The sequence below is a fragment of the Pseudomonas sp. NPDC087817 genome (genome assembly GCF_044742875.1).
In the GTDB taxonomy this organism is placed as follows: Bacteria; Pseudomonadota; Gammaproteobacteria; order Pseudomonadales; family Pseudomonadaceae; genus Aquipseudomonas.
Map to the genome: position 1 here is coordinate 182,714 of NZ_JBIUVJ010000004.1, position 16,408 is coordinate 199,121.

Here is a 16,408-nt window from a genome sequence, read left to right on the forward strand (position 1 = left end):
CAGTCCGCTTCTTCAAGAACAAAGAAGGGCTGCTCCGCACCCCATCGGGGATAAATCCCCTCACCACAGAAGTAAATAGGCTCAACATCGCGCAGCGATTAACCTGCCATTAACCCCCGATCTTTTTCCTGTCCAGACAAGCTGTTACTGTACGGCCCACTAAGCCCAAGCCGCCTGGATCGGATCTGACTTGAAGCGTCCCCTCCTCCTGCTCCTGATCAGCCTGGCCTTGAGCTCAACCGCAAGCGCGACGATTACCGAAAGTCACGGTTATGCGCAGTTCGGCACGCTCAAGTACCCGGCCAGATTTACCCACTTCGACTGGGTCAACCCGCAAGCGCCCAAGGGCGGTACGTTGCGGGTGATGGCGTTCGGCACCTTCGATACGGTGAACCCTTACACCTTCAGGGGCACCAGCCCGGTGACCACGCCAAATTTCCTTCAGTACGGCATCAACGAGCTGAACGAGCCGTTGATGGTCGGCACCGGCCAATACTCGCCGTCCGGTGATGAACCGGCGTCCAGTTATGGCTTGATCGCGCAATCGGTGGAGTACAGCGAAGATCGCAGCTGGGTCGTCTTCAATCTGCGCCCCGAAGCACGCTTTCACGACGGCACACCCATCACCGCCTACGACGTCGCGTTCTCCTATCGCCTGCTGCTCAAGGAAGGTCATCCGCTGTACCGCACGGCTTTGCAGGAAGTGCTGCGGGTGGACATCCTCAACAAGCAGCGCATTCGCTTCGTGATGAAACGCTCGGGCAATCCGCTGTTGATTCTGCGTCTCGGTGAGTTGCCGGTGCTGCCGCAGCATTACTGGAAAGACCGCGATTTCAAAGCGACCACTTTTGAGCCGCCACTGGGCAGCGGGCCGTATCGCATTACTTCGGTGACGCCGGGTCGGCAGTTGATCTTCGAACGGGTCAAGGATTACTGGGGCAAGGACTTGCCGGTCAATCGCGGCAAATACAACTTCGATCGCATGGAAGTCGAGTTCTACCGTGACAGCGACGTCGCCTTCGAAGCCTTCAAGGCCGGCGAGTTCGACATCTACATCGAGCATCAGGCCAAGAACTGGGCCAACGGCTACAACTTCCCGGCGATACGCCGTGGCGACGTGATCAAGGCGCAGATCCCGCATCAGATCCCGACCCAGAGCCAGGGCCTGTTCATGAACACCCGCCGCGCAACGTTTTCCGACGTGAAGACCCGCGAAGCGTTGGGCCTGATGTTCGACTTCGAATGGACCAACCGCGCACTGTTCAGCGACGCCTACAAGCGCACCACCAGCTATTACCCCAACAGCGAGTTTTCCGCGACGGGACTGCCGGTCGGGCACGAATGGCTGATGCTCAAGCCCTACAAGGAACAACTGCCGGCCAAGCTGTTCACCGAGCCGTTCACCCTGCCGCAAACCGACGGTCGCGGCATTCCTCGGGAAACCATGCGCAAAGCCCTGGCCCTGCTCGCCGAGGCCGGCTGGAAGCTCAACGGTCAGCGCCTGCAAAACGCCAACGGCCAGCCGTTGAGTTTCGAGCTGCTGCTGGTTAATCCGAACCTTGAGCGGATCCTCCAGCCGTACATTGAAAACCTCAATAGCATCGGCATCGATGCACGCCTGCGCACGGTGGATCGCGCCCAGTACAAACAGCGCCTCGATCAGTTCGACTTCGACATGATCCTGATGACGCTCAACCAGACCCTCAGCCCGGGCCTTGAGCAATGGCAGTACTTCCACTCCAGCCAGGTCGGGGTCAAGGGCAGCAAGAATTACGCGGGCATCGCCAACCCGGTGGTCGATCACCTGCTCGAACAATTGCTCGCTGCGCAAACCCGCGATGAACAGGTCGCCGCCGGCAAGGCGCTCGATCGCGTACTGCTCTGGCAGCACTACAGCATTCCCAACTGGTACCTCAATTATCACCGTCTGGCCTACCGCAACCGGTTGGCCTTCGTCACCACGCCGCCCTACACCCTGGGCTTGAGCGCGTGGTGGCTGAAATCTTCGGAGAAAGATCAATGAGCCCCATCCGCGCCCTGCTCGTGCAGGCCAGCGGTCTGTTGTTCGCAGGGCTGGCCTTCGCCGCCCCGCAGCACGCCGTGACCCTGTACAACGAGCCGCCGAAATACCCGGCCGATTTCAAGCAATTCGATTACGTGAACGCCGATGCGCCCAAGGGCGGAGTCTTCCGTCAGGCCGGTTTCGGCGGGTTCGATAGCCTCAACCCGTTCATCAGCAAAGGCGTGCCGGCCGATGACATCGGGCAGATCTACGACACCCTGACCAAGCATAGCCTCGACGAGCCGTTCACCGAGTACGGCCTGATCGCCCGCCAGATCGAAAAAGCCCCGGACAACAGCTGGGTGCGTTTCTACCTGCGCCCCGAAGCGCGCTTCCACGACGGTCACCCGGTACGCGCCGAGGACGTGGTGTTCAGTTTCAACATCCTGACCAAAGAAGGTTCGCCGCTGTTTCGTGGTTACTACAGCGATGTCGCCGAAGTCATCGCCGAAGACCCGCTCAAGGTGCTGTTCAAGTTCAAGCACACCAATAACCGCGAATTGCCGCTGATTCTCGGCCAGTTACCCGTGCTGCCGAAACACTGGTGGGCCGATCGTGATTTCAGCAAAGGTAATCTGGAAATTCCGCTCGGCAGTGGCCCGTACAAGGTCGCCGAAGTGAAGGCCGGCCGTTCGGTGCGTTACGAACGGGTCAAGGACTACTGGGGCAAGGATCTGCCAGTCAATCGCGGCTTTTACAATTTCGACGTGATGACTACCGATTACTACCGCGACAACACCGTCGCCCTCGAAGCGCTGAAGGCCGGCCAGTTCGATTACTGGCTGGAAATGACCGCGAAGAACTGGGCCAACGCCTACAACATCCCGGCGGTCACCGAAGGTCGCTTGATCAAGGAACAGATCGCCAACAGCAATCCGACCGGCATGCAGGGCTTCGTCTTCAACCTGCGCCGCCCGGTGTTTCAGGATGCACGCGTGCGTCAGGCGCTCGGTCTGCTGTTCGACTTCGAATGGACCAACAAACAACTGTTCAACGGTGCCTACTTCCGCACCCGCAGCTATTTCGAGAACTCGGAGATGGCCGCCACCGGCCTGCCTGATGCCGATCAACGGGCGATCCTCGAGCCGTTCCGCAGCAAGCTGCCGGCGCAGGTGTTCAGCGAAGCCTTCGAGAACCCGAAGACCGACGCCAGCGGCATGATCCGCACGCAACAGCGCGAGGCCTATCAGTTGCTGCAAGAAGCCGGCTGGAAGATCGTCGACGACAAAATGGTCGACGCCACCGGCAAACCGGTGGTCATCGAGTTCCTTCTCGCCCAGACCGAATTCGAACGCGTGTTGCTGCCGTTCAAACGCAACCTCAGCGACCTCGGCATCGATCTGGTGATCCGTCGCGTCGACGTCTCGCAATACATCAACCGCGTGCGTTCGCGGGACTTCGACATGGTGGTCGGCAGCTTCCCGCAGTCCAACTCGCCGGGCAACGAACAGCGCGAATACTGGATGAGCGCCGCCGCCGACAAGCCGAGCAGCCGCAACACCATGGGTTTGAAGGATCCGATCGTCGATCAACTGGTCGAGAACCTGATCAACGCCGATTCACGCAAAAATCTGGTGGCCCACGCCCGGGCGCTGGATCGCGTGTTGCAGTGGGGCTATTACGTGGTTCCCAACTGGCACATCAAGACGTGGCGCGTGGCGTACTGGAACCACATCGGCCACCCCAAAGTTTCCCCCAAGTACGACATCGGCATTAACACCTGGTGGGTCAAACCCGATGCGAAACCTGCGGTAGAAGTGCAAAACCAACTGCAAGCCGAACCTGTGGGCACGGAGTAATCAGATGCTGGCGTACATTTTTCGACGACTGTTGCTGATCATCCCGACCTTGTTCGGCATTTTGCTGATCAACTTTGTGATCATCCAGGCCGCGCCCGGTGGGCCGGTGGAGCAGATGATCGCCAAACTTGAAGGCTTCGAAGGCGCCACCAGCCGTATTGCCGGCGGTGGTGCCGAGGTGTCGGTGGCCGGCTCGTCCTATCGCGGCGCGCAAGGGCTGGACCCGGTGCTGATCAAGGAAATCGAGCACATGTACGGGTTCGACAAATCGGCCCCGGAACGCCTGTGGATCATGGTCAAGAACTACGCGAAGCTGGATTTCGGCGACAGTTTCTTCCGCGACGCCAAGGTCATCGACCTGATCAAGGAAAAAATGCCGGTGTCGATCTCGCTGGGACTGTGGAGCACGCTGATCATGTACCTGGTGTCGATCCCGCTGGGGATCGCCAAAGCCACGCGGCACGGCAGTCACTTCGACGTCTGGACCAGTTCGGCGATCATCGTCGGCTACGCGATCCCGGCATTCCTCTTTGCGATCCTGCTGATCGTGGTGTTTGCCGGCGGCAGTTATCTGGACTGGTTCCCGTTACGCGGGCTGACCTCGAACAACTTCGATGAACTGAGTTTCGGCGGCAAGATCCTCGACTACTTCTGGCATTTGGCATTGCCGGTGACGGCGCTGGTGATCGGCAACTTCGCGACCATGACCCTGCTGACCAAAAACAGCTTTCTCGACGAGATCAACAAGCAATACGTGGTCACCGCCAAGGCCAAGGGGCTGACCCGTCATCGTGTGCTTTACGGCCATGTGTTCCGCAACGCCATGCTGTTGGTGATCGCCGGATTCCCGTCGGCGTTCATCGGCATTTTCTTCACCGGCTCGTTGCTGGTCGAGGTGATCTTCTCCCTCGACGGCCTCGGCCTGATGAGTTTCGAAGCGGCGATCAACCGCGATTACCCGGTGGTGTTCGGCACCCTGTTCATCTTCACCCTGCTGGGGCTGGTGGTGAAACTGATCGGCGACCTCACCTACACCCTGGTCGATCCGCGCATCGACTTCGAAAGCCGGGAGCATTGAGATGAACCTGTCCCCTCTCAACCGCCGCCGCTTCGAACTGTTCAAGGCCAATAAACGTGGCTGGTGGTCGCTGTGGCTGTTTCTGGTGCTGTTCGGCCTGAGCCTCGGCGCCGAGCTGATCGCCAACGACAAGCCGCTGGTGGTGCATTACGACAACAACTGGTATTTCCCGGCGGTCAAGCGCTACCCGGAAACCGCCTTCGGCGGCGAATACCCGCTGGAAGCCAACTACAAGAGCCCGTACATCCGCGAACTGCTCAAGGCCAAGGATGCGTGGGTGTTGTGGGCGCCGATCCCCTACAGCTACCAGAGCATCAACTACGACCTGAAAGTCCCGGCCCCTGCCCCGCCCTCGGCGGACAATCTGCTCGGTACTGACGACCAGGGCCGTGATGTGCTGGCGCGGGTCATTTACGGTTTCCGTATTTCGGTGCTGTTTGCCCTGACGTTGACCGTGTTGAGTTCGATCATTGGCGTGATTGCCGGTGCGTTGCAGGGTTTCTATGGCGGCTGGGTCGATCTGGCCGGGCAGCGCTTTCTGGAGATCTGGTCGGGTTTGCCAGTGCTGTATTTGCTGATCATTCTGGCCAGTTTCGTCCAGCCGAATTTCTGGTGGCTGCTGGGGATCATGCTGCTGTTTTCGTGGATGAGCCTGGTCGATGTGGTGCGCGCCGAGTTCCTCCGTGGCCGCAACCTCGAATACGTGCGCGCAGCTCGGGCGCTAGGCATGCAGAACGGTGCGATCATGTTCCGCCACATCCTGCCCAACGCCATGGTCTCGACCATGACGTTTATGCCGTTCATCCTCACCGGCGCCATCGGCACCCTCACCGCGCTGGACTTCCTTGGTTTCGGCTTGCCGGCCGGCAGTCCGTCGCTGGGTGAACTGGTCGCGCAGGGCAAGTCCAACCTGCAAGCACCGTGGCTGGGCATGAGCGCGTTTGCCGTGCTGGCGCTGATGTTGAGTTTGCTGGTGTTTATCGGCGAGTCCGCTCGCGATGCCTTCGACCCGAGGAAGTGAAATGAATCAGGACAATCTGATCGAAGTACGCGACCTCGCCGTCGAATTCGGTTTCGGCGAGCGTGTGCACCGGGTCGTCGAAGGCGTGAGCTTCGACATCAAGCGTGGCGAAACCCTGGCGCTGGTCGGCGAATCCGGCTCGGGCAAATCGGTGACGGCACACTCGATCCTGCGCCTGCTGCCCTACCCGATGGCGCGTCATCCGGCTGGCAGCATCAACTATGCCGGGCAAAACCTGCTGGGGCTGAGCGAAAAAACCATCCGTCACATTCGCGGCAACCGCATTGCGATGATCTTTCAGGAGCCGATGACGTCGCTGAACCCGCTGCATTCCATCGAGAAGCAGATCAACGAAATCCTCGGCATCCACAAGGGCCTGACCGGCAAAGTCGCGACCAAGCGCACGCTGGAGCTGCTGGAGATGGTTGGCATCCCCGAGCCGCACAAGCGCCTCAAGGCCCTGCCCCACGAATTGTCCGGCGGTCAGCGTCAGCGGGTGATGATCGCCATGGCCCTGGCCAATGAGCCGGAGCTGCTGATTGCCGACGAACCGACCACGGCTCTGGACGTGACCGTTCAGCTGAAAATCCTCGATTTGCTCAAGGAATTGCAGGCCAGATTGGGCATGTCGCTGCTACTGATCAGTCACGATTTGAACCTGGTGCGAAGAATTGCGCATCGCGTATGTGTCATGCAGCGCGGTTGCATCGTCGAACAGGCATCGTGCGCAGAGCTGTTACGTTCGCCGCAGCATCCGTACACTCGGGAATTGCTCGGCGCGGAGCCCAGCGGAGGCCCGGCGAGCAATAAAATCGGGGCGCCGCTGCTCGAAGTCGAGAACCTGAAAGTCTGGTTCCCGATCAAGAAAGGCCTGCTCAAGCGCACGGTGGATTACGTCAAGGCAGTGGACGGCATCAATTTCAGCCTGCCTCAGGGTCAGACTCTAGGGATTGTGGGGGAAAGCGGTTCCGGCAAATCCACGCTGGGTCTGGCGATTTTGCGGCTGATCGGCAGCAAAGGCGCCATTCGTTTTGAAGGCAAGCAGCTAGACTGCCTGACGCAGAATGAGGTTCGCCCGTTGCGTCGGGAGATGCAGGTGGTGTTTCAGGACCCGTTTGGCAGCCTGAGCCCGCGTATGTGCGTCAGTGACATCGTTGGCGAAGGCCTGCGGATTCACAAGATGGGCACCGCAGAGGAACAAGAGGCGGCGATTATTGCGGCATTGAAGGAGGTAGGTCTGGATCCGGAAACCCGGCACCGCTACCCCCACGAATTTTCCGGTGGGCAGCGGCAACGAATCGCCATTGCCCGGGCCCTGGTGCTGAAACCGGCGCTGATTCTGCTGGACGAGCCGACCTCCGCGCTCGACCGGACGGTGCAGCGGCAAGTGGTGGAGCTGTTGCGTTCACTGCAAGCCAAGTACAACCTGACGTATTTGTTCATCAGCCATGATCTGGCTGTTGTTAAAGCGCTGAGCCACCAGTTGATGGTGGTCAAGCATGGCCAAGTGGTCGAACAGGGAGACGCGCAAGAAATCTTTGCCGCTCCCCAACATCCGTATACACAGCAGTTGCTGGAAGCCGCTTTTTTGGCACCAGCCACTGCGCAATAACCTGAAAGAGGAGCAACACATGGGTTTTCTCGCCGGTAAGCGCGTACTGATCGTCGGTGTCGCCAGCTAGCTGTCCATCGCATCCGCCATCGCTGCCGCCATGCATCGCGAGGGCGCTGAGCTTGCCTTCACTTATCAGAACGACAAACTGAAAGGTCGTGTTGAAGAATTCGCCCAAGGCTGGGGTTCGAGCCCTGAGCTGTGCTTCCCGTGCGACGTGGCCAGCGATGAAGAAATCGCCAAGGTCTTCGAAGCGCTGAGCAAGAAGTGGGACGGCCTGGACTGCATCGTCCACTCCGTAGGCTTCGCCCCGGGCGACCAACTGGACGGCGACTTCACCGAAGCCACCACCCGTGACGGTTTCCGTATCGCTCACGACATCAGCGCCTACAGCTTCGTGGCCCTGGCCAAAGCCGGCCGCGAAATGATGAAAGGTCGCAACGGCAGCCTGCTGACCCTGTCGTACCTGGGCGCCGAACGCACCATGCCTAACTACAACGTGATGGGCATGGCCAAGGCTTCGCTGGAAGCTGGCGTCCGTTACCTGGCCGGCTCCCTGGGCCCGGACGGCACCCGCGTCAACTGCGTATCGGCTGGCCCGATCCGTACTCTGGCCGCTTCCGGCATCAAGAACTTCCGCAAGATGCTGGCCGCCAACGAAGCGCAAACCCCGCTGCGTCGCAACGTCACCATCGACGAAGTCGGCAACGCCGGCGCCTTCCTGTGCTCCGACCTGGCGTCGGGCATCAGCGGTGAAATCATGTACGTCGACGGCGGTTTCAACACCACCGCCATGGGCAACATCGAAGAGTGATCTTCGCTTAGCCACTAAAAAACCCGCCTCTTCTGGCGGGTTTTTTGTGCGCCCACAATTCCCGCCACGCCCCAAATCCCCCTGTAGGAGTGAGCCTGCTCGCGATAGCGGTAGGTCAGTCAATGAAAGTTGAACGGGCAGACGCCATCGCTGGCAAGCCAGCTCCCACAGGAATCTGCAGTGAACCGGGACTTTGTGAACACCCGAGAAACCTGTGGGAGCTGGCTTGCCAGCGATGGTGTTGGGTAAGGCAAAATCGATGTTGGCCGGGCTGCCGCTTCGCGAGCGAGCCAGCTCCCACAGGGGTTTCGGGTATACCCGGATTTTGAGTACATCAGTGAAACCTGTGGGAGCTGGCTTGCCAGCGATGGCGTCCTGGCTAGATACGCTTCAGGGCCTGCTTGTGCGCATACATCGCGCCATCCGCATCCGCCAGCAAGCGGTCGACGCTTTCGTGGCGTTTTGGGTCGTATTCGATCTGACCCACGCTGAAGCGAATCGCATAACCGCGGTGCAACGTAGCATTGCGCTCTTCAAGTATTTCCTTGAGTCGCGCCATGATTGCGGTGGTTTCGATATGGCTGGAACCGGTCAGAAGTGCGACGAATTCATCACCACCGAGGCGCCCGACCACGTCGCTTTCGCGAAAGGCGATGCGCAATACGTCGGCGAAGGTTTTCAGCGCACTGTCACCTTCGGCATGGCCGTAGAGGTCGTTGATCTGTTTGAAATCATTCAAGTCAAAAAACAGCAACGTCGCCGGTTTCTCCAGTCGCGCACAGGCGTCCAGCGCATGCTGGGCCAACTGCTTGAAGCCGCGACGGTTGGACAGCAACGTCAGCTCGTCCATGCTCGCCATTTGCACGGCCGTCAGCTCTTGCTCGGCCATCTCGGCCAGATCACGCAGCAGTGCACGCTCTTCTTCGTCGAGGTCACGGGGTTTGGTGTCGATCAGGCACAACGTGCCCATCTTGTTGCCATTGGGCACGGTCAGCGGGTAGCCGGCGTAGAAACGAATGTTCGGCTCGCCAGTGACCAGCGGATTGTCGTGAAAGCGTTCGTCCTCGCGGGCATCGCGCACCAGCAGCAGGTCGTCATTGAGGATCGCGTGACCACAGAAGGAAACGTCTCGCGAGGTTTCCGTGGCGTTGAGCCCCACACAGGACTTGAACCACTGGCGATCCTTGTCCACCAGCGTCACCAGGGCGATCGGCACGTTGAACAGGCGTCTGGCCAGCCGTGTCAGCCGGTCGAAACGCTCTTCAGGCGCCGAGTCGAGAAGGTCGAGACCGTGCAGCACTTGGATTCGCGCTGCTTCATTGGCGGGTTTTCCGGGAACCAGCATCACACACTCCATTGGCATCAATGGCCTTTAGAGTAGCGCTTAATGGCCGATGGCACCCCATCAACTGCCCGCCACCGGACATGGCCCGCCCGCATCGGCCCAGAGCTTGAACTGGTTAACGAATATATCGTGCGGTACCGGCACCGGCGCGCGCCCTGCCCCGGGGTTCCAGCCCCACAGCACCAGCTTGTCCTCGCTGACGTGTTTGAGCAGCGCGGCAAAATCGCGATCGCCATTGCTCGAACGATCCTTGATCATCGCGCAGAGTTTGTCTGGCGGCAGGCCGATCCAGGCCATTTTGTGCGCGGCCGGCGGCAGGCTCCAGTGCGGCGCGCCTGGTGGCGCATGGGGCCCGTAACTGGCGGGCGGGTTGCTCTCGGCGTGACAGGTGGCGCAAGGCAAACCGGCGGCGCCCTTGCCGTCCATGCCGCGCAACACGTTCATCGCGTGGGGGATGCCGGCGTCAAACTGCAGCGGCGAATCCCCGGGAATGTGGCAATTCTGGCAACGCGGACTCTGGAAGACTTTTTGAATCGTGCCGAAAGCCTTCAAGGCTTGCTGATCATCGGCAAACAGGTCCGAGGCATAGCCACCCAGCCCCAGCAAAACTACCGCGCCCAACAGCAGATGTCGTTTCATCTCACACCCCCGACAGTTGCAGTGGCAGTTCGCGCAGGCGTTGCCCGGTCAGGGCGTACACCGCGTTGGCCACCGCTGGAGCCGTCGGCGGTACACCGGCCTCGCCGATGCCGCCGGGTTTGTCGCTGCTCGGTACGATGTGCACTTCGACCACCGGCATCTCGTTGAGCCGCAGCACCTGATAATCGTGATAGTTGGACTGTTTGACCATGCCGTCCTTGAGCGTCAGCTTGCTGTGCAGCGCCATGCCCAGGCCGAAGGTGATGCACGACTCCATCTGCGCGGCGATGCTTTGCGGGTTGACCGCAATCCCGCAATCCACCGCGCACACCACACGGTGCACGCGGATCGCCAGATTGTCTTGGGATACCTCCGCGACCTGCGCGACATAACTGCCGAATGATTCATGCACCGCCACACCGAGCGCGTGTCCGTCCGGCAGCGGCGCTGTCCAGTTGGCCTTCTCCACTGCCAGATTCAAAACAGCCAAATGCCGCGGGTGTTCCTTGAGCAGTGTTCGTCGGTATTCGACCGGGTCCTTGCCCGCCGCCGTGGCCATTTCATCGATCAGCGATTCCATGACGAATGCCGTGTGGCTATGCCCCACGGAACGCAGCCACAGCACGTTGATCCCGGTCTGCGGCGAATGCAGATCGACCTGATGATGGGCCAGACCCTTGACGTAAGGGCTGTCGGCAACGCCTTCGACCGACGTCGGGTCAATGCCGTTCTTGACCATGGTCGCTTCCATCAGCGTGCCGGTCATGATCGACTGCCCGACCAACACATGCTGCCAACTCTGCGGCATGCCATCGGCACCTAGGCCGATGCGCGCCTGATGCAAAAACATCGAACGGTAATAGCCACCGCGAATGTCGTCTTCACGCGACCACACGGTTTTCACCGGCATCGCCGCGGCTTTCGCCACTTGCACGGCTTCGGCGACAAAGTCCGAAGTCGGGTTGGCGCGGCGGCCAAAGCCGCCGCCGAGGAATTCGGTGTGGATCTCGACCTGTTCAGGCTTGAGCCCGGTGATTTTGCCGGCGACCATTTGATCCAGCGTCTGAAACTGCGTGCCGGTCCAGATTTCGCATTTCTCGGCGCTGATCTTCACGGTGCAGTTGAGCGGTTCCATCGGTGCATGTGCCAGAAACGGCACGCTGTACTCAACGTCGATCTTCTTCGCCGCTTTGCTGAAGTTGCCTTTGGCATCCCCGGCCTGACTGGCTGAAGTACCCTGCGTGGTGGCCAGCTTACGAAAGCTTTCCAGCAGTTTTTCACTGCTCAGCTCCGCATTCGGCCCCAGATCCCAATCGACTTTCAGCGCATCACGGCCGAGTTTCGCGGCCCAGTAGTGATCGGCAATCACCGCCACACCGGTCGGCACCTGCAGCACCTTGTGTACGCCGGGCACCGCCAGTGCTTCGGCGCCTTCAAAGGATTTGACCGTCGCCCCGAACACGGGCGCACGGGCGACCATGGCCGTCATCAAGCCCTCGAATTGCACGTCCATGCCGAACTTGGCGCGGCCGGTGATTTTCTCCGGGGTGTCGAGGCGCCTGGTCGGTTTACCGATGACTTTCCAGTCCTTGGCTTCCTTGAAGGTGATCGACTTCGGATCCGGCACAGGCAGTTGCCCAGCGGCGTCCGCCAGTTCGCCGTAGGTTGCACGCTTGTCGCCAGTAATCACCACGCCCGACTCGGTGCGAATCGTCGAGGGCGCCACGTCGAAACGCTTGGCCGCCGCTTCCACCAGCATCTGCCGCGCCGTGGCACCCGCCAACCGATAACGGTCAAACTCCATCCAGGTTGACGTCGAGCCGCCGGTAATCTGCATGCCGCCAAACCCGGGCATGCCGTAATCGGCTGCGGATGCGGGCGAGTGTTCGACACGAATTTTCGACCAGTCGGCGTCCAGTTCTTCAGCAATCAACATGGTCAGGCCGGTCCAGATGCCCTGGCCCATCTCCGAATGGCCGAGCAGCACGGTGACGCTGTTATCAGCGGCAATACGCAGGAAGGCATTCGGCGCAAAAACCTTGCCCTCGTTCTCTGCCGCAAAGGCAAATTTGTGACCGCCGGGGACGACAAACGCCACCACCAACCCACCGCCCAACACAGCGCTGCCCTTGAGAAAACCGCGACGCGATACAGGACTGTTCATCGTCTATCCCCCATCAGCCAATTTCGGATGCACGCTTCACGGCTGCGCGAATTCTTGGATAAGTGCCGCAGCGGCAGATATTGCCGGAGAGCGCCTGATCGATATCGCTGTCAGTGGGCTTGGGGATTTTCGCCAATAGCGCGGCGGCCGACATGATCTGCCCCGACTGGCAGTAACCGCACTGCACCACGTCGAGTTCGGCCCAGGCTTGCTGCACCGGGTGCGAACCGTCTGTCGACAAGCCTTCGATGGTGAGGATTTTCTGCCCGTGGGCGACGGCGGTGGCCGGGGTGATACAGGCGCGCAACGGCGCCCCGTCAACATGCACGGTGCAGGCGCCGCACTGGGCCATGCCACAGCCGAATTTGGTACCGGTCAGGTGCGCGACATCGCGCAGGACCCAGAGCAACGGCATGTCCGCGGGGACATCGAGCTCCTGATCCTTGCCATTGATATTCAAGGTCAGCATCGGGGAATTTCCTCAGACTCACGGTGTTCTGAAGGGGCGTCGCTGCGGCCACAACAGCCTGCGCGCGCCTCGGCTTATCCCTTTCAGCTAAGCGTAATTTGCGTTTGAAGCCAGACGTTGCGACCACCGGTCATGCAGATGTCGACTTTAATCCTACAGTTGATAACGGCTCTCACCGAGCCAGCCACGCTGCATGAGCGAAACCGGTCCGCGAACACTGCGCGGGTTATCCATCACATTGGTCAGGAGTAGCGAGCATGGGATTTGTCACCACCCAAGACGGCGTCGACATCTTTTACAAAGACTGGGGGCCGAAAGACGCCCCGGTGATTCATTTTCACCACGGCTGGCCACTGAGTTCGGATGACTGGGATGCGCAGATGCTGTTCTTTCTCGGCAAGGGCTTTCGGGTCATTGCCCATGATCGCCGTGGGCATGGGCGATCGAGCCAGGTCTGGGACGGCCACGATATGGATCACTACGCCGATGATGCCTTGGCGGTGGTCAATCACCTGGGCGTGAAGAACGTCGTGCATGTCGGCCACTCCACTGGCGGCGGTGAAGTCATCCATTACATCGCCCGGCATGGACAGGACAACGTTGCCAAAGGCGTGCTGATCAGCGCCGTGCCGCCGTTGATGGTGCAGACTGAAAGCAATCCGGGTGGGTTGCCGAAGTCGGTGTTCGATGGTTTTCAAGCGCAGTTGGCGGCCAATCGGGCGCAGTTTTATCGGGATATTCCGAGCGGGCCTTTTTATGGCTACAACCGGCCGGGGGCGATTGCTTCCGAGGGGATCATTGCGAACTGGTGGCGTCAGGGCATGATCGGCGGCGCCAAGGCGCATTACGACGGAATCGTGGCGTTCTCGCAGACCGATTTCACCGAAGACTTGAAGAAGGTCACCGTGCCGGTGTTGGTAATGCACGGCGAGGATGATCAGATTGTGCCGTATGCGAACTCGGGGCCTTTGTCGGCGAAACTGCTGCCCAATGGCACGTTGAAGTCGTATCCGGGGTTCCCCCACGGGATGCCTACAACGGAGGCAGAGACAATTAACGCTGATCTGTTGGCATTCATTCGCGGTTGATATTTTTGTAAGTAGATCACTGCCCCTGTGGGAGCTGGCTTGCCAGCGATGACGGCAGCACACCCAACATTGATGTGTCTGACAGATTGCTATCGCTGGCAAGCCAGCTCCCACAGGTTTTGTGAGATGACATCCATCTCGGTTACCACAAGGGCCCCATTATTCCTCTGTGCGCCCTGAACTTTCACGATCACGCTCGTAGTGGTGAGCCAATGGCAGCGCCGACAGCCATGACTCGCGGCGTATGGTCCAGAGTTCGTAAGTAGGCTTGAACTGATTGGGTTGATCGAGTGAACCGACGTTAACCTCGACTTCATCCGCCGAACGCGTGAACACCGGAGAGCCGCAGCGCGGGCAGAAAAAGCGCCCGTTATAGTCGCGGGTTTCGCCAGTGACCTTCAACGCATCTTCGGGGAATATTGCCGAGGTGCCGAACAGCGCGCCGTGGCGTTTGCGGCAGTCGAGACAGTGGCAAATGCCGACGCGGTAGGGCTGACCTGTCACTTCGAAACGGACGTCGCCGCATAGGCAACCACCAGTCAATCGATTCATGTCTCACCTCCTCTTCAGAATTTGAAATTACCGATCATCCAGACGACAGCCCTCACCCTAACCCTCTCCCAGAGGTAGAGGGAACTGACCGCGCTGGATGCTCGAAATACGCCGACCTGAAATATCGAGTTGAACTCCGGTTCTGGAGCACATGGAGATCGGCTCCCTTTACCCCTCGCCCCCTTTGGGGGAGAGGGCTGGGGTGAGGGGGAATCCCACTGACACAGCGCAAAACCCAAAGCCCCCGCCATCCAGTATTTCATCAATAAACACAAAGCCGTGATCGCGTTTAAAGCACACAAACCGTTACGCCATCCTCCCTACAACACCTTGCGCCGTTACCTACGCGTGCGCCAGAATCCGCCGGCTTACACGGCTATGGGCCGGGCTATATCGTTTCCCTGTCACTGAAAAACAGTGATCGGGTTTGGTAGCCCGCTTTAAATTGTCGTTGTTGCGACACCTTCGATGCTGTCTCTTTTTTGAGGTACAGCTTTGTATGGTGGGCATGCGTGGGGCTCCTCTGTGAGCGCCGGGTTTCCCAATTTAACCGGTCTACCAACCTGCGCATGGCCGCCACCCGCCGTTTGGTAGCGAGGGTGATGGCTCCCATTTCTTTAAATTGGAGCTTTATCTATGTTCAAAATCACGCCAAACCCACCGTCCACCGATCCCATCCCCCACGACCCCGCGCTTGACCCGCAAAAGGTCAAAGAAGCGACTGATCGCGCCCTCGACTATTACCTCAAGCCCGAAGACCTGGCGGCTCCACCAAGCTCACCCAAGTTTCGCCCCGTCTATCTCGTCGACCCGACGCTGGATGACGAAACCCTGCTGGTCGAGGCCTGTGAATCGCTGTCATACGCCCATGCCATGGCCGGCAATATCGCCAACTCCGTAGGCGGCCCGGAGCGCAAACCGTTGCTGGCGCTGCAACAGGTGATCATGTTGAACGAGCTGTTGGTCAATCGATTGCTGGATAGGCTGCGTCTGCCGTAGTCGTTGCCAGACGGATCGCCATGCAGGGCTGGCACGTCCTGCATGGCGATCTTCAATCCGGCGTCCATACTGATTTTTTTGCACCGCATCGGACCACGACATGCCCTCCCCCGAATCCACCCTTTTGCAAAGCTGGCACGACAACGCCCACGCCTGGATCGAGGTGATCCGCAGCGGCGCGATTGAAAGCCGTCAGCAGGTCACCGACCAGGCGATTCTGCTGGCGATCATGGGCCGACAACCAGCACGCGTGCTTGACCTTGGTTGCGGTGAAGGCTGGTTGTTGCGGGCGTTGGCAGATCGCGGCATCGACGCTACAGGCGTGGATGGCGATGCGACGCTGACCGAGGCAGCGCGTTCGGCCGGAGCTTCGGCGGTGCATGTCGCCACTTATGAGGCGTTGGTCGAGGCGACGGTGGACATCGGACGCGACTACGACCTGATCTGCGCCAACTTCTCGCTGCTGCATCAAGACATCATCCCGTTGCTCGCCGCGATGAATGCGTTGCTGGTGCCCGGTGGTGCGCTGGTAATTCAGACGCTGCACCCGTGGGCGGTGGCGGCGGGCGATTATCAGGATGGTTGGCGCGAGGAAAGTTTCGCCGGCTTCAAGGGCCAGTGGCAGCCGATGCCGTGGTATTTCCGCACCTTCTCGAGTTGGCTTAATGCGCTCGACATGGCGGGTTTTCGTTTGATCGGACTGCAAGAACCCCAGCACCCGCAGAGCCCGGTGCCGCAGTCGTTGCTGATGATCGCTGAACGCCGA

General features: G+C 59.9%; 14 protein-coding genes. 9 read left to right on the forward strand and 5 right to left on the reverse strand.

The genetic code is table 11. The annotated features are described in order from the left end of the window. The first annotated feature begins 190 nt into the window (after window positions 1–190). The 6 genes from ACIONG_RS05955 to fabI all read left to right on the forward strand — a co-directional run bounded on the left by ACIONG_RS05955 (window position 191) and on the right by fabI (window position 8,386). Entirely contained in the window at window positions 191–2,023 is a 1,833-nt protein-coding gene (locus tag ACIONG_RS05955; RefSeq protein ID WP_401297388.1) for an extracellular solute-binding protein, read from the forward strand. Further along, window positions 2,020–3,861, forward strand: a complete 1,842-nt coding sequence (locus ACIONG_RS05960; protein WP_401297390.1) for an extracellular solute-binding protein — start codon at window positions 2,020–2,022, stop codon at window positions 3,859–3,861. Before ACIONG_RS05955 ends, ACIONG_RS05960 begins: the two co-directional genes overlap by 4 nt. A gap of 4 nt (window positions 3,862–3,865) precedes the next feature. Then, on the forward strand, window positions 3,866–4,939 hold the full coding sequence (locus tag ACIONG_RS05965; RefSeq protein ID WP_401297392.1) for a microcin C ABC transporter permease YejB: 1,074 nt from the start codon (window positions 3,866–3,868) through the stop codon (window positions 4,937–4,939). A gap of 1 nt (window position 4,940) precedes the next feature. Next, window positions 4,941–5,960, forward strand: a complete 1,020-nt coding sequence (locus tag ACIONG_RS05970; protein WP_401297393.1) for an ABC transporter permease — start codon at window positions 4,941–4,943, stop codon at window positions 5,958–5,960. A gap of 1 nt (window position 5,961) precedes the next feature. After that, window positions 5,962–7,572 carry an ABC transporter ATP-binding protein gene (locus tag ACIONG_RS05975; protein ID WP_401297395.1) on the forward strand — a complete coding sequence of 537 codons (1,611 nt, stop codon included), beginning with the start codon at window positions 5,962–5,964 and terminating at the stop codon, window positions 7,570–7,572. A gap of 70 nt (window positions 7,573–7,642) precedes the next feature. Next, window positions 7,643–8,386 (forward strand): enoyl-ACP reductase FabI, encoded by a 744-nt coding sequence (gene fabI / locus ACIONG_RS05980; RefSeq protein WP_401297578.1) that lies wholly within the window; start codon window positions 7,643–7,645, stop codon window positions 8,384–8,386. 379 nt (window positions 8,387–8,765) lie between these two features. Here fabI and ACIONG_RS05985 read toward each other — a convergent pair whose 3' ends face one another. The 4 genes from ACIONG_RS05985 to ACIONG_RS06000 are packed head-to-tail and all read right to left on the reverse strand — an operon-like array spanning window position 8,766 to window position 13,003. Next, window positions 8,766–9,731: a diguanylate cyclase gene (locus ACIONG_RS05985; protein WP_103303497.1), complete on the reverse strand. Its 966-nt coding sequence runs from the start codon at window positions 9,729–9,731 to the stop codon at window positions 8,766–8,768. Window positions 9,732–9,791: 60 nt separating this feature from the next. Beyond that, the gene (locus ACIONG_RS05990; RefSeq protein WP_401297397.1) at window positions 9,792–10,370 is read right to left on the reverse strand and encodes a hypothetical protein; all 579 of its coding nucleotides are present in this window, start codon (window positions 10,368–10,370) and stop codon (window positions 9,792–9,794) included. Between the two features lies 1 nt (window position 10,371). Beyond that, window positions 10,372–12,534: a molybdopterin cofactor-binding domain-containing protein gene (locus ACIONG_RS05995; protein ID WP_401297399.1), complete on the reverse strand. Its 2,163-nt coding sequence runs from the start codon at window positions 12,532–12,534 to the stop codon at window positions 10,372–10,374. A gap of 13 nt (window positions 12,535–12,547) precedes the next feature. Continuing rightward, a complete protein-coding gene (locus ACIONG_RS06000; RefSeq protein WP_003224136.1) occupies window positions 12,548–13,003 on the reverse strand; it encodes a (2Fe-2S)-binding protein in 456 nt (151 codons plus the stop codon). A gap of 257 nt (window positions 13,004–13,260) precedes the next feature. Here ACIONG_RS06000 and ACIONG_RS06005 point away from each other — a divergent pair, with 257 nt between their 5' ends. Continuing rightward, complete coding sequence (locus tag ACIONG_RS06005; protein ID WP_401297401.1) at window positions 13,261–14,091, forward strand: alpha/beta fold hydrolase; 831 nt, start codon at window positions 13,261–13,263, stop codon at window positions 14,089–14,091. Window positions 14,092–14,250: 159 nt separating this feature from the next. Here ACIONG_RS06005 and ACIONG_RS06010 read toward each other — a convergent pair whose 3' ends face one another. Continuing rightward, window positions 14,251–14,643, reverse strand: coding sequence for a GFA family protein (locus ACIONG_RS06010; RefSeq protein WP_103303492.1), 393 nt, complete (start codon window positions 14,641–14,643; stop codon window positions 14,251–14,253). 636 nt (window positions 14,644–15,279) lie between these two features. Here ACIONG_RS06010 and ACIONG_RS06015 point away from each other — a divergent pair. Both ACIONG_RS06015 and ACIONG_RS06020 read left to right on the forward strand, forming a co-directional pair. After that, window positions 15,280–15,642, forward strand: coding sequence for a DUF6124 family protein (locus ACIONG_RS06015; RefSeq protein ID WP_401297403.1), 363 nt, complete (start codon window positions 15,280–15,282; stop codon window positions 15,640–15,642). 100 nt (window positions 15,643–15,742) lie between these two features. After that, on the forward strand, window positions 15,743–16,408 hold a 666-nt coding region (locus tag ACIONG_RS06020; RefSeq protein WP_401297405.1), incomplete at its 3' end, for a class I SAM-dependent methyltransferase.

What these genes read in the sequence shown, in the direction of transcription:
- ACIONG_RS05960 (WP_401297390.1), top strand. Translation starts at nt 2,020, where the DNA reads ATGAGCCCCATCCGCGCCCTGCTCGTGCAGGCCAGCGGTCTGTTGTTC.
- ACIONG_RS05965 (WP_401297392.1), top strand. Translation starts at nt 3,866, where the DNA reads ATGCTGGCGTACATTTTTCGACGACTGTTGCTGATCATCCCGACCTTG.
- ACIONG_RS05970 (WP_401297393.1), top strand. Translation starts at nt 4,941, where the DNA reads ATGAACCTGTCCCCTCTCAACCGCCGCCGCTTCGAACTGTTCAAGGCC.
- ACIONG_RS05975 (WP_401297395.1), top strand. Translation starts at nt 5,962, where the DNA reads ATGAATCAGGACAATCTGATCGAAGTACGCGACCTCGCCGTCGAATTC.
- ACIONG_RS05985 (WP_103303497.1), bottom strand. Translation starts at nt 9,731, where the DNA reads ATGCTGGTTCCCGGAAAACCCGCCAATGAAGCAGCGCGAATCCAAGTG.
- ACIONG_RS05990 (WP_401297397.1), bottom strand. Translation starts at nt 10,370, where the DNA reads ATGAAACGACATCTGCTGTTGGGCGCGGTAGTTTTGCTGGGGCTGGGT.
- ACIONG_RS05995 (WP_401297399.1), bottom strand. Translation starts at nt 12,534, where the DNA reads ATGAACAGTCCTGTATCGCGTCGCGGTTTTCTCAAGGGCAGCGCTGTG.
- ACIONG_RS06000 (WP_003224136.1), bottom strand. Translation starts at nt 13,003, where the DNA reads ATGCTGACCTTGAATATCAATGGCAAGGATCAGGAGCTCGATGTCCCC.
- ACIONG_RS06005 (WP_401297401.1), top strand. Translation starts at nt 13,261, where the DNA reads ATGGGATTTGTCACCACCCAAGACGGCGTCGACATCTTTTACAAAGAC.
- ACIONG_RS06010 (WP_103303492.1), bottom strand. Translation starts at nt 14,643, where the DNA reads ATGAATCGATTGACTGGTGGTTGCCTATGCGGCGACGTCCGTTTCGAA.
- ACIONG_RS06015 (WP_401297403.1), top strand. Translation starts at nt 15,280, where the DNA reads ATGTTCAAAATCACGCCAAACCCACCGTCCACCGATCCCATCCCCCAC.